General features: G+C 57.0%; 9 protein-coding genes. 5 read left to right on the top strand and 4 right to left on the bottom strand.

The window, feature by feature from the left end; genetic code table 11:
• Positions 1 to 73: 73 nt before the first annotated feature.
• From LC093_RS05805 to LC093_RS05790, 4 genes are all read right to left on the bottom strand, one after another.
• Positions 74 to 2,857, bottom strand: a complete 2,784-nt coding sequence (locus LC093_RS05805) for a TonB-dependent receptor plug domain-containing protein (RefSeq protein ID WP_226663142.1) — start codon at positions 2,855 to 2,857, stop codon at positions 74 to 76.
• A 350-nt stretch (positions 2,858 to 3,207) separates the two neighbouring features.
• Entirely contained in the window at positions 3,208 to 6,099 is a 2,892-nt protein-coding gene (locus tag LC093_RS05800) for a TonB-dependent receptor (protein WP_226663141.1), read from the bottom strand.
• Between the two features lie 130 nt (positions 6,100 to 6,229).
• Positions 6,230 to 7,294: a FecR family protein gene (locus LC093_RS05795; RefSeq protein ID WP_226663140.1), complete on the bottom strand. Its 1,065-nt coding sequence runs from the start codon at positions 7,292 to 7,294 to the stop codon at positions 6,230 to 6,232.
• A gap of 415 nt (positions 7,295 to 7,709) precedes the next feature.
• Entirely contained in the window at positions 7,710 to 8,234 is a 525-nt protein-coding gene (locus LC093_RS05790; RefSeq protein ID WP_226663139.1) for an RNA polymerase sigma factor, read from the bottom strand.
• A 269-nt stretch (positions 8,235 to 8,503) separates the two neighbouring features.
• On the opposite strand from LC093_RS05790, the gene dnaX reads away from it, so the two are divergent.
• From dnaX to LC093_RS05765, 5 genes are all read left to right on the top strand, one after another.
• A complete protein-coding gene (gene dnaX / locus LC093_RS05785) occupies positions 8,504 to 10,696 on the top strand; it encodes a DNA polymerase III subunit gamma/tau (protein WP_226663138.1) in 2,193 nt (730 codons plus the stop codon).
• Between the two features lie 50 nt (positions 10,697 to 10,746).
• Complete coding sequence (locus LC093_RS05780; RefSeq protein WP_226663818.1) at positions 10,747 to 11,094, top strand: YbaB/EbfC family nucleoid-associated protein; 348 nt, start codon at positions 10,747 to 10,749, stop codon at positions 11,092 to 11,094.
• A 67-nt stretch (positions 11,095 to 11,161) separates the two neighbouring features.
• Positions 11,162 to 11,764 (top strand): recombination mediator RecR, encoded by a 603-nt coding sequence (gene recR / locus LC093_RS05775; RefSeq protein ID WP_226663137.1) that lies wholly within the window; start codon positions 11,162 to 11,164, stop codon positions 11,762 to 11,764.
• Positions 11,765 to 11,772: 8 nt separating this feature from the next.
• A complete protein-coding gene (gene rnd / locus LC093_RS05770; RefSeq protein WP_226663135.1) occupies positions 11,773 to 12,900 on the top strand; it encodes a ribonuclease D in 1,128 nt (375 codons plus the stop codon).
• A complete protein-coding gene (locus tag LC093_RS05765; protein WP_226663133.1) occupies positions 12,900 to 13,190 on the top strand; it encodes a YcgL domain-containing protein in 291 nt (96 codons plus the stop codon). The genes rnd and LC093_RS05765 overlap by 1 nt, the downstream gene beginning before the upstream one ends.
• The last annotated feature ends 7 nt before the right edge of the window (positions 13,191 to 13,197 follow it).

Here is a 13,197-nt window from a genome sequence, read left to right as displayed (position 1 = left end):
AAAAAGTGATCAGTGAGGAGGAGGGCGGGATAAGAGAGCCCTCTCTATTGAGAAGAGAGGGCTCGGGTGGGGGCTAGAAGCTCAGAGTAACACTGCCGTAGAAGAAGCGGCCGACGGTGTCGTAACTTCTCATCAGGGTGTTCATGTCATCGTAGTTGGTGACATAGGGGGGTTGCTGGTTCCACACATTGCGAATGCCACCGCTAATGTTGATGTTTTCCCAGCGGAAATAATTGAAGTTCACATCCTGGTACCAGGTTGCATCGATATGCGTGGCAAGTGCTGCGGCCGATGGGTCGAAATCGTCAACTTCACCCAACATCCGGACCGTCGTGGAGGTGCTCCAGCAGTCGTATTCGTAGCCAAATGTGGTGTAGAGCTTCCACTCGGGGAAGGCGACGATTGCTGTGGTTACCGGGTCAGCACCATAGAAACCGGCGAGGTCAATGGTAGGGTCATCGACGCTGCCGCGATATTTCCATTCGTGCAGGTAAGTCGCGGTGGCGTTGACGGTGACCACCCCAGGGCCTGCGTCCATGCTGTAGTCGAAGCCGAGGTCGACACCTGAAGTTTCGAACGTGGCAACGTTCTGACTGTTGAGCAACTGGCCCGCGATGGTGAGGTCAGAAGCGCGTCGCTCGGGAGCGCCTGCAGATGGGCTGGTACCAACTGCGGGTGCGCCGGTAATCAGGTCACACAGTGGTGAGCTGAACCCGGGGCTTTCATAACAACCCTGGACGATGGTATTGGTCGTAAGGGTGCCAATGGCATCGTCAATGCTGATATTGAAGTAATCGAGAGTAAAACCCATGTCGTCGGTGAACGTGGGTGTCCACACGACGCCGAGGGTGTAGCTTTCAGATTTTTCAGCCTCCAGGTCGGGGTTTCCGCCAAACAAGCCGGTCGCTTGGGGAGAAACTATAGGTGTGCCCTCGGCAATGCCGTCCGCGGCACAGTTGGCCTGAACATTAGCGTTGAACTGGCTGTTCCAGCCATTACAAGGATCTGCATAGGTTTCCGCAGAAACCGTGGGCGTCTCGAAAAGGTCATCCAGGCCGGGAGCGCGGAAACCCTCAGAGTAAGTGCCACGGAAGCGAAGTTGTTCCAGCGGGGCGTATTCGATCACTGCGCCAAAGGTTGTATCGTCGCCAATGGTGTTGTAGTCGGAATAACGGAATGATGCTTCGAAGGCGAGTATTTCTGCCCATGGGCGACCTTCCAGCACAGGTAAGCGCGCTTCACCGTAAAATTCATCAACGTTGTAGCTGCCTCCCCAGGAATCACCGTTTACGAAGTAGATTTGGCCAATTTCGGCGGCACCGTCAGGGATAATTTCGGTTTTTTCCGAGCGGTTTTCATATCCAATGGCCCACGCAGGTGCCTCACCGGTCAGGCTCCAGTCGCCGAAGTCGCCGACAAGGTTTGCCTGAAAACTACGCAATCTCGCGCGCTCGATCGGAGAGCTGGTTACCAATGCGTAATCTTGCATGGCTTGAGACAGAGAGTTGTTAACAAAGGGGTTCCACGCGGTTTCTCCCGTAGCGGCAACTGCTGCAGCACATTCTGGATCGTCTGCGCAGAGGTCCGGGTCGAGTAGATTGGCAAAGCGAACGGTGTTACCGCGGCCGCGGTCGATCTGTGTGTCCACCCAGCGGGAGTAGTTGTAGGACAGGTCCCAGGTCCATTCGTTACAGAGCTCGCCTTCCAGGCCGACCACGCCGCGCCAGGTATTCAGGTCCTGAGTAAATGAGCGGCCACCCGTTTCTTCCAGCCGGCGACCAATGGTTACGGGCTCGCTGAATCCATCAGGAAAACCGGGGTTGGTCACCGGAACTTCCGGCGCCCAGAAAGTACCTTCGGCTGCCATCAACTGGTCGGAGCGCCGGTTGACAAACGAGAGTTCAGAAAAGCCGCGGACGCTGGTGAAATCTTCCCAGTCCCAAAGCTCATAGCTCCCGTACCCGTAAATGGAGGCGACTTCCTGCGGAGTTGCCAGATAACTGGCCGCCGCAAAATTGTATCCATAGATAGAGGAGTCAAACTCCTCCACATTTCCAGTAACGGGGTCGACAATCCACTGATCATTAGTCGAAACCGGAGAAAAGCGCGCGGGTGAAGTTGTCGGACTTCCCGAGCAAACAATGCGTCCGTCATCTTCGCCTAGAGGACATTCGGAGAATCGGCGATCACCCTGCCAGATATCCTGACGCTTGGTGTACTGCGCATTCAGCATTACGTGGCCTTTGTCGTTTCCGGTACCAAAGGTCATCGCAGCAAGATATTCGTCGCCATCACCATGGGTGGAAGCGCCGTAGTCGGCAGTCAGTTCCGCACCCTCAAAATTTTTCTTGGTGATGATGTTAATAACCCCGGCGATGGCGTCGGAACCATAAATGGTTGACGCGCCGTCGCGCAGAATTTCCACACGCTCAATAATGGACGTGGGGATGGTGTTCAGGTCGACTACACCGGTAGCGCCACCAGATGAACTGAGCCTGCGACCATTCATCAGGATCAAGGTGCGTGAAGAGCCGAGACCGCGCAGGGAAACGGTGGCCAGACCGGCACTGCCATTGTTTACGGATGAGCCTAGTTGGCCACCGGTCATGGATGGAACATCTTGCAGGAAATCTTCCAGTGTGGTCTGGCCTGATTGCTCCAGTGCTGCTGCGTCGAAAACGCTGATGGGGGTGGCGCTATTGGCGTCTGTTGCGCGCTGAATACGCGTACCGGTGACAGCCACTTCTTCAAGTTGCGCCTGGGTGTCCTGGGCAAACGAGAAGGGGGAAAAACTTGAAGTAACGGCGGCTGCCGCGATTGCGCCCGTAATTGCCCGAGAAAGACGGGTTTTGTCCATGGTATACCTCTCCTGATACCGGTAATGTTCGCCGAATTTGGCCGCACCCTCCCTGACAACTGCGTACTTCTATCAACAGAGGCTTGCTACAACACTAGAACAATTTTTCTTCGATCAAGGAGATTGGTGAATGAAATTGCGCCTTTGGTTCTGAGGGGCTAATTGTTACGTCACTGCGGGCGAAAAAGGCGAAATTAATGTGCGTTGGTTGGCCTGGAGAGGTGGGCTGTCTGTGCCATTGGAGCTGTAGTGGTGAGGCTCGCGCTCAATCACTCTATTTGTTTATAGATAGCATTAATTGTTTATAGATAGTATTGAGCGCGGGGCAGGGGAGCAGCGTCAGTGAGTGCTTACATATTGAAGCTGAAAGTGGTGTACCAGTAGCGACCGGTAAGGTCGTAGGTGCGCCCGTCAAAATTGTCATTGAAGGCGGAAGCGGCAAAGGGTGGGGACTGGTCGAGCATGTTGTCGATGCCGATAGCGAAGCGCATGCCTGCCGGTACCGCATAGGCCACCTGGAGATCATGGGTCGTCCAGCTGTCGATGGAGCGATTTACCGGCTTGTCATTAAGGGTAAAGCTTTCATCCATAGCGCTGACGAAATGCACGGTATAGCCGCCTTCCCAGCGACCTTTTTGCCAGTATACGCCGGTGTTTGCTTTCCAGTCGGGCAGTGAGCCGGTGCCACCGCTGGCGGCGTCAATGAAGGTACCCGCAAGATCTTCAATAGGGCTGCCTGGTGCCAGCTGGTTAAGATAGCGATAAATATGACTGCTATTCATCGACCAGCGGATCAGTCCCAGGGATTTGGACTGATGCTGGTAGCGCAAACTGGTGTCCATTCCGGTAACTTCGCGGGCACCGATGTTCAATCGTGTGGCAATAATCCGGGTAATATCGCCTTTCGCATCACGCTGCACCCGCTCGGAGAAGAAACCGTTGTAGGCATTTTGGTTGATAAGGTATTGCGGGCTGGTGTCGATGACATCGTTCTGGCGAATTTCAAAGATATCCAGGCTGGCGTGGAAGCCCGTAAAGTCCCCGGGCGTCCACACGAGACCGAGCGCGCGGTTATCTGATGTCTCCGGCTGCAGCGCCGGGTTTCCGCCGAACTCTGTCAGGTACTGAATGCGTGCCTGGTCTGCACGTCCGCGGCACCCCGGCAGTTGGTCGGCATTACTGTTGGTGCAGGGGTCAAACAGGTATTCCTGGCTCTGAGAGCCTCTCTGGTTCATGTCGACCAATGTGGGGGCTTTGAAACCGGTTGCGTAGCTGGCTCGAACCAGAACAGATGGCCAGGGGCGCCAGCGGAAGGCAATTTTGGGGTTGGCAGTGTTGCCGAAGTCACTGTAATCCGAATAGCGCACGGCGCCGTCCAGCCACAGTGAATCCTTTGCCAGCGGAAGGGAGATTTCCGCGAAAGCCTCTCCAATCAGCCGCTCTCCCGTTGCAGCGCCTGAGGCTACCCCGCCAATCAGTGACAGTCCATCAGCTTCGGTAGAGGTGAGGTCGATCGATTCACGGCGCACTTCGACGCCTGCGGCAGCAAGAATATCACCCGCGGAGTTTTGGCCGAGGGGGCCGTCAGCAATGTAGGTAAGGGAGGTCATTCTGCTCGCCCCGTCTACTTCATTTTCTGCCCGGATAAAATCCAGTTGTGCAGCGTCGATACTGCCGCTGGGCCCAAGAAGGTTGACTGGAACGCACCCGGAACTCGCGCTGCAGACGTCGGGTCCCTTCAGGCCAGCAGAAAGCCGGTGTGGGTCGATGAGGTTGTTCAGTGTTTCATGAGCTTGCGTGTAATGGGTGGTGGCGACCAGCTCCCACTGCCAGTTGTTAATCAAGCCTTTGAAGCCGGTGTTGAAGCGCCAGGTATCAGTGCCGTTAGACTGCAATCGCGGCCCCAGCTCCACCACCCGTTTACGTACATCCGTGACATCTTCTTCAAACGGGTTGTAAACCTGATTGGCGGCGATGGTGAGGTCGCCGTTATCGAAGCGCGTAAATATGGGGGTGGGGGCCAGCTTGGCTTCCGAACGGGTGCGGACCACCATGGCTTCGGTATGGAACTCTACGTTGTCTTCGAGCGCGCGCTTGCCGGCCACGTATAGCGATTGCCGTTCAGAAGGAACCAGTGCGGATGTAAATTCGCGGAAATTGTACAGATCTTCCGGGTTCCAGGTCCGATAGCCGTTCTCGCTGTTGGTCACCACCTTATCAGTAAGCGCGATATACGCCTGTGGTGACGCGGAGGAACGTAAGTCTGTTCCCCCCCATTCGCGATTGTCCGCGCTTGCTGACAAATTGCGGTCCCGGCTGAGTATTTCCCCTTGGCGATATTGCGCCAGGCTCAGCATCAGATGGCCCTGTTCGCTGCCCGTGCCCCAGGTCAGGTTGTATGACTCTGTCTGCTGGTCATCGCGGGAACTTTGCCCGTAATAGGTGCTTACAGAGAAGCCTTCAAAATCTTGTCGCAGCAGGATGTTGACAACGCCGGCAATGGCGTCCGAGCCGTAAACGGCAGAAGCACCGTCTTTGAGTACCTCGATACGATCTACTGCCGACAGCGGGATTGTATTGAGGTCCGCCGCCTCGCCCCCAAATCCGTTGCTGACGATGCGCCGGCCATTAATAAGTACCAGTGTATTGCTGGCGGGCAGGCCTCGCAGAGTGACGGTAGCAGTGCCATTTCCCCCGTTGGTAACCGAGGTACTTGTGGAGTTGCCAGAGACTGCCGGAAGGTACTTCAGAAGCTCCGCAACGGTTTGTGCTCCGGTAATTTCGAGTTCCGGCTGGGCCAGTACGTCGATGGGGGCGTAGCTGTCCAGTTTCAGGTAGCGCAGGTGGCTGCCCGTGAGGCTGCGGCCTGTTACGGTCACTTCTTCAGCGGGTAAGGGTACGAGGTCGCCTTCTGTACTTTCTTCTTCTTCAGGGCGAGTGAGAACGGCAACCGCATTGGTCCCGGTATGGGTAAATGTCAGGGGCGTGCTGCTTAGCAGGGCGTTGAGCGCCGGGGTAATACTACCGTCCGGAGTACTTAGTTGTTGGGCCGGGACAGGGATGTGGGCGGCACTTTCGGCTTCTACAACGAGCGAAACCCGGCACTGGCGCCCAAGAGAAATGAGGGCGCGGGACAGGTTGCCGGCGGGGAGTTCTACGCCTTCTTTGGGGCAGCCGGCAAGAGTACTCTCAGAGAGTACTGCCAGTAATCCCGTCAGCGATGCCCAATGCCGGAGTTTCAAAGAATTAGTCCCACCCGCCATCAGGCGCGATCAGCGCCCAAAAGCAGTTAATTTGTCATCTTGGTTTACGGGGCGATGTGGGTGCTTTTGGCTAAAAATAATACGATCGCCCCCGGTGGGAGTTTATATCTTAGTTAGCCTTGGGTGACAAGAGAGTCAGGTTGGGATCGCTATGATCCTGATTCAGGCCCAGTGCTGCGGCGATAGCGGAAAGGGTGTTATCAGGGTCTGTCAATTCGAACGTACCGGTAAGCGTGCGATCGCCAATACCCGGTGCCGAAGCCGGGGTGCTCAGGTAACGGTTGAGTTCTTCCAGGGCTTCGCGGAGCGGTGTTTCATCGAACACCAGCTGTCCTTGTGTCCAGTCCAGGGCTTCCTCGGTGGAGGTTCGGCTGACGTCGCCTATGCCACTGTTGGAGACACTGACTTTCTGGTTGCGGGTCAATTTCACGGACTCGGGCTGCAAGCCGCTGGCGGTACGGGATTCACTAACCGAGACCACGCCACCGGTGACCGATACGCGGGTGTTGTCCGGATTGCGCTCGATATTGAATTCAGTTCCGAGGACGCGGATATTGGCAGTGCCGGCTGCGACACTGAACGGGCGGGAAGTCTGGCGGGCTACCTCAAAGTAGGCCTCGCCTCGAAGCAGCTGTGTGCGACGTTCTTCCCGGCTGAAATTGACTACGAGCTTGGAGTTCGTATTGAGCTGGACTTGTGAGCCATCCGGCAGCGATATTACGCGGGTCTCGCCAACAGCCGTAGCGTAGGTCTGCTGATTTAACTGGGGCTGCTGAAGCCACTGGTTACCGACCCAAAGCGCGACAGCCAGGCAGGCGGTAGCCAGTCCTCCTCCGAGCAACCACTGTGGCAAGCTCCAGCCTGGTAGCGCGGCTGAATTGCCGGCGTTGCTGCCGTTACTTTTACTTGGATTGGTTGTTTGGCGGAAACTGGTGCTGGGGACGCTTTCCGGGTAGAGCTCATCAATTGGCATGTGGGAAAGGACGCCGAGATCCCCCCACAGTTCGGACATTTCGTCGAACGCCTGGCGGTTCGCACTTGATTCCGCGATCCATGCGGAAAAAGCATGGCGGTCGGCCGTGCTTATGTCATCGGAGCGCAGACGGGCGATCCAGGCGCATGCCTGGTCGAGTCTGTCATCCGACAGTACATCGTGTACTTCCTGAGGGTTCACCGCACTAATACCTTTAATAGTTTCCTAAAGTCAGCGACTTGCAAAATTTGGACGCTGACGGGGATTTGCCCTGGCAGCACATTGTGATTTGACCGGAAAGTTCCATTTTGCATCGGTCCGCACCAATATGGTGCTTGAAAATTGGCGCTAAAATCCACCCTGTTCGGTGTTTTGTGCAATCTTTGCGATAAATCGCGTGAAAATTTAGCACAAATTTTCTGTGTTATCCGGATTTTCTTGTCCGGATACCGTTGCTCTTACCTGTGACGAACTTGGTTGAACTCCCCTCAAATAAATTTTGAGGCTTTGCCTTAGTTCGGTGCATTAATGAACTCGTCCTTGGAGATGCTCTTGCTGTCTCGTATGTCAGCGCTGTCATAAATAGGGCTGCGGCAGTCAGAAAATCTGTCAGTGATCAGCTCTCTACTTTCTTCCTGCATGCTTTGAGGGCCTGGAGGATGTATTTTTCCACGCTGCTGACCGAGATGTTCATCTCTTTGGCGATCTCTGTGTAAGAGAGGCCACGGCTACGATGGAGAAGGAAGGCTTGCCGGCACTTGAGCGGCAAGCTGTCCATGGCTTCGTGAATCGCCTGCAGTTGTTGCCGGGCCGCCAGTACTCGCTCCGGTGACTGATGATAGGCGAAGTCGTCATCGCTCGCGGTGGAGCCTTCCGCGGGGAGCTGCTGGCTGACATAGTCGATATGCAGCTTTCCGCGGCGCAGTTGGTCTACGGCCAGGTTGTTGGCAATCTGGAACAGGTAGGCGCGAGGGTTCTCCAGGTCTTTCTCATCACTGAGCTTCTGTAGGCGCAGGTAAGCGTGCTGGGCGATGTCTTCCGCATCTTCAGTGCTGCGCACAATCCGGGTGACAAAGCGCACCAGCGCTTGCCCGTGGTCGGCAAACAGCGATTCCAGAAGAGTCTTCCGGGCTTTATTCATCGGATAGTGGGAACCCCGTACAGCATGCGTTCTGATAGTTATATGGCGGGTGGCCCGAAGTTATAACATAGATGAACCGAAGTAGACGAGTGGTCGATTTCCCGCGGCAGAGCGATTAAGGGGCCGGATTGAGGGCACGTCTATCCCTCTCTGGCGATGCCGGTATAATGCGGCTTTAGCCTCGTATTGAGGGGCTGTGACCCTGTAATCAGGTTAGTTGCAGTTGTGTCCCCGAATCAACAGATGGCGCCGGACGGCGCGGAGAGCGGATGAGTTATCAAGTACTGGCGCGGAAGTGGCGGCCGAGATTGTTCCGGGAAATGGTCGGTCAGGAGCATGTGCTTCAGGCCCTGATCAATGCCCTGGACAACAATCGCCTGCATCACGCTTATCTTTTTGCCGGTACACGTGGGGTGGGGAAGACCACCATTGCACGGATTTTGGCCAAATGCCTCAACTGTGAGACCGGTGTGAGTTCCGAGCCATGTGGCCAGTGCTCTGCGTGCACCGAGATTGCCGATGGCCGCTTCGTTGATTTGATTGAAGTGGATGCGGCATCGCGGACCAAAGTGGAGGATACGCGCGAACTGCTGGAAAATGTGCAATACGCGCCTACAAGGGGGCGCTACAAGGTGTATCTCATCGATGAGGTGCACATGCTTTCCAACAGCTCTTTCAACGCGCTGTTGAAAACGCTCGAAGAGCCGCCGCCCCACGTCAAATTCCTGCTCGCCACAACGGATCCGCAGAAACTGCCGGTCACGGTACTGTCGCGCTGCCTGCAATTCAATCTCAAAAATATGAGCCCCGAGCGGGTGGTCGCTCACCTGCGTTTTGTTCTGGAAAAGGAGCTGGTGCCTTTCGAGGAGGCCGCGCTTTGGCATTTGGGACGTGCTGCTGATGGCAGTATGCGGGATGCCATGAGTCTTACTGATCAGGCGATCGCCTTTGGCGGTGGCAAGATCAGTGAGGACGAGGTTCGGGCAATGCTGGGCACGCTCGATAGCGCATTGGTCTGGAAACTGGTGCAGGCGCTGGCGGCAGAAGATCCAGCGGCGCTGTTTGCCGCTGTGAACGCGCTTTCCGAGCAAGCCCCGGACTACAGCGCGGCGCTGGCTGAGCTGGCGTCCATTCTGCATCGAATTGCGATTGCGCAGGTCCTGCCCCAGGCCATTGATAACGCGCTCGGGGATGCCGAACTGCTGCAGCGGTATGCCGCTTCAGTTGCCAGTGAAAATATTCAGCTTTATTACCAGATGGCGCTGCTGGCACGCAGAGACTTGCCACTGGCTCCGGATCCCCGTGGGGGCTTCGAAATGGCCCTGTTGCGCATGCTGGCCTTCAAGCCCCAGGGTGTGACGAACATTCCGACAGCGAAAATCGGCGCGCCGGCAACTACCGCTGCGCCTGTACCGGGTGCTGCACCTGTGGCACCTGCTGAGTCGGCACCGGCGGACGTTCCTGCTCCCCCGCCAGCTGCGGTCCCGGTTGAAAGCGCCGAGGGTGTGGAGGCAAAAAAGCCGTCTACCGGGATGGTGCCGGAACAGACCGGCAGTAATGTCCAGCCAGAAAGTGAAATATCAGCGCCAGAAGTAGCAAATAGCCAGCAGTTCACTGAGGAAGTTGCCGTTTCACAGGCCGCCCCTCAGCCGCCGGAAGATGACACCCCGCCCTGGGAGGAACCGGCTGCACAAACCAATACCGTAGTGCAGCCTCAGCCGTCGTCTCCGGCTGGGACAAATGCGGAAGCGTCTCTCGGGCAGGATGTTGCCGTAGCAGCGGAGCAGGCAGTTGTAGCTGAGCTGCCGCCGCAGGCATTTGCGGAAGAGGCCAGCCACGTGCCTGCTGCCGAGGTCTACGCCCCCGAGCCTGTGGCGCAGCCTTATCAAGAAGTGCAGAACCCGGAACCCCCGTCGGCCCCTGAGCCCGACGTCCGTGCTGAGATGCGCGAACATTTGCGTCAGCAGGTTGCTGCGGTGGAGTCCGCACCTCCTGCGCCGCAGCCGGTTCAGCAACCTGTAAGGCCTGCGCCTCCGGCAGAGGTAGAGCCTGCGCGTCCAGCGGCAAAGCTGGAAGCCCTGACTCCGGGCAGTTGGCCCGCTATGTACCCGCAATTGGGGGTGACCGGTATCCTGCACTCCATCGCTTCGCACCTGGAGTTACTGGGGCGGCAGGACAATATACTTTCCTTTACGCTGGATCACGCTTTCAGCAGTTTGTACGACGAGGGGCACCAGCGCCGCCTGGCCGATGTACTCGGAGATTTTTTCCAGCAGCCTCTGGTGGTTCAAATTCAGGTTGGCGAAGTCGCAGGCGGTACGCCGGCACGTTTAGTGGCAGCGACAAAAGAAGCCCAGCTGCAATCGGCTCGGGATGCCCTGAGCGGGGATCCACTGGTGCAGGATCTGCAGGCTGAACTGGGTGCGCAGTTGGTTCCGGAATCCGTGGAATATCTCGGGTGATCCGGACTGCGAGTTAAATCGAAGCAATTTATTGAAGCGGTGAGAACATGATGAAAGGTTTGGGCGACTTGATGCAACAGGCCCAGAAAATGCAGGCTGACATGCAAGAGCGCATGGAAAAAATGCAGAAAGAACTGGCCGACCTGCGTGTCACCGGTGAAGCGGGCGCGGGCCTGGTTAAGGTCACCATGAACGGTCGCCACGACGTCACTTCTGTCGATATCGATCCGAGCCTGCTCGGTGAAGATAAAGAAATGCTGGAAGACCTGCTGGCGGCTGCAGTTAATGATACGGTGCGGCGTGTCGAAGAGGCGCAGCAGAAAGCGCAGAAAGAACAGATGGGAGGGATGGCCGCGGGCATGAACTTGCCGGAAGGATTCAAGTTTCCCTTTGGCTGAGTTCCTGGAGTGACCGCAGCAGGGGCCCTTCAAGGGCCCTTTTGTTTACGCGAGCAAAGAAATTTTTATGTTTAGCCCCCTGATTGAAGACCTGATACGCGCACTGCGCTGCCTGCCTGGCGTCGGGCCGAAGTCCGCCCAGCGCATGGCCATGTACCTGCTGGAAAAAGACCGCGATGCGGCGGGCCTGCTGGCCAGCTCGCTGCAGCAGGCTGTGGAAAAGGTTGGCCGCTGTGGTCAGTGCCGCACGTTGACCGAGCAGGATATCTGCTCCCTGTGCACAAACACCCGGCGCGACCACTCGCTGCTGTGCGTGGTTGAAACCCCGGCCGACGTCCTGGCCATAGAGCAGGCCGGCAATTATCACGGGCTGTATTTTGTGCTCCACGGCCACCTGTCTCCAATCGATGGCGTTGGGCCAGCGGACCTGGGGCTCGACAGACTTGGCGAACGGCTGGGTGCTCAGGGAGAGGAGGGGATCCGCGAGTTGATTGTGGCCACCAACCCCACCGTGGAAGGCGAAGCAACCGCGCAGTTTATTGCCGAGCGCGCGCGCGCCAAGGGTGTCACCGTGACCCGCATCGCCCACGGGGTGCCGATCGGTGGTGAACTGGAATATATCGACGGCGGTACCCTGGCACACGCCTTCAATAGCCGAACGGTACTGTGATGCAACACGTGAGTAAACAACTGGTAGACACTCGCCCGATCTGGATCGACAGCAGTGCACAATTGGCTGAGCTGTGTGCACGCTGGCGCGAGCAGAGTGCGGTGGCTCTGGACACCGAGTTCATGCGCAGTCGAACGTTTTTCCCGCTGCCGGCACTGGTCCAGATTGGTGACGGCAAACACAGTTACCTGATTGATAACCTGGCGATTGAGGATCTCGAGCCGCTGCGTGAGTTGTTGCTGGACACCCGGGTGGTGAAGGTCATGCACTCCTGCAGTGAGGATCTGGAGACATTGGAGCGATTGTTGGGCGCCGTACCTGAGCCAATTTTTGATACGCAGATAGCGGCGGCCATGACCAACATGGGCGCTGGGCTCGGTTATGCGGCAACTGTGCACAACCTGTTGCAGATCGAGTTGCCGAAAAGTGAGACCCGCTCCGACTGGCTGCAGCGCCCGCTTAGCGAATCTCAGAAAAACTATGCAGCACTCGACGTCGCCTGGTTACCGCTGGTCTATGGCATGTTGCTAAAGCGCTTGCGGGAGCTGGGGCGGCTTGAGTGGTTGCAGGAAGATTGTGCGGCACTTGTGCAGTCTGCGCGAAATCCGGAACCCCCGGAGCTGTATTACCTGCGGGTAAAAGGGGCCTGGCGCCTGCGAGGAAAGCAACTCGCTGCGTTGCAGGATCTTTGCGCCTGGCGTGAACGCGAAGCGCGACAACTCGACGTGCCGCGCAACCACCTGCTGAAAGAAAATATCTGCTTGTCGCTCGCGCAGGATATGCCCAAGTACGCCGCTACTTTGCCGCGGCCCGGGCTTGAAGGTAAAACCCTGCGTCTATACGGCGATACTTTGCTGCAAATTATCACACGTGCGGCCGAGCGCGAGGACCTGCCACCGCTACTGCCACAGCCGCTGAACCGTCAGCAAGGGGATGCCCTGAAACTGCTGAAGAAAAAAGCGGGTCAGCTTGCGGAGTCTGCTGAACTTCCCCCGGAAATCCTTGTGCGCAAGAAAGAGCTGGAAGCCCTGGTGCAGGCGGGCAAGCCACAGCTGGACGGGCGTTTGCTGGGGTGGCGCCAGGCTGTAGCCGGCGAGCCGCTGCTGAAGTACCTGACCCAATTGAGAAATTCCTGATGAAAACCATTTGTGATATCTACCGCAGCCCGCGGGAATCCGAAATGTACCTGTATGTGGAAAAGTCGCAGGGTATGCAGCGAGTACCTGAAAAATTACAGGCGCTTTTTGGCAAGCCGGTGCATGTAACCACCCTTCTGTTGACCCCCGAGCGTAAACTGGCGCGGGCAGATGTGGATAAAGTCATGAATGCGTTGCAGGAACAGGGCTATTATTTGCAAATGCCACCGGTGGCGGACGACGAGATGCGAGCAATCGCCGCGCAGAACAGCAAGTTGCCTCGCGGTTAACGCAGGG

Source organism: Microbulbifer aggregans (assembly GCF_020524005.1).
Lineage (GTDB): Bacteria > Pseudomonadota > Gammaproteobacteria > Pseudomonadales > Cellvibrionaceae > Microbulbifer > Microbulbifer aggregans_A.
This window is presented reverse-complemented; position numbering and strand designations above follow the sequence as displayed.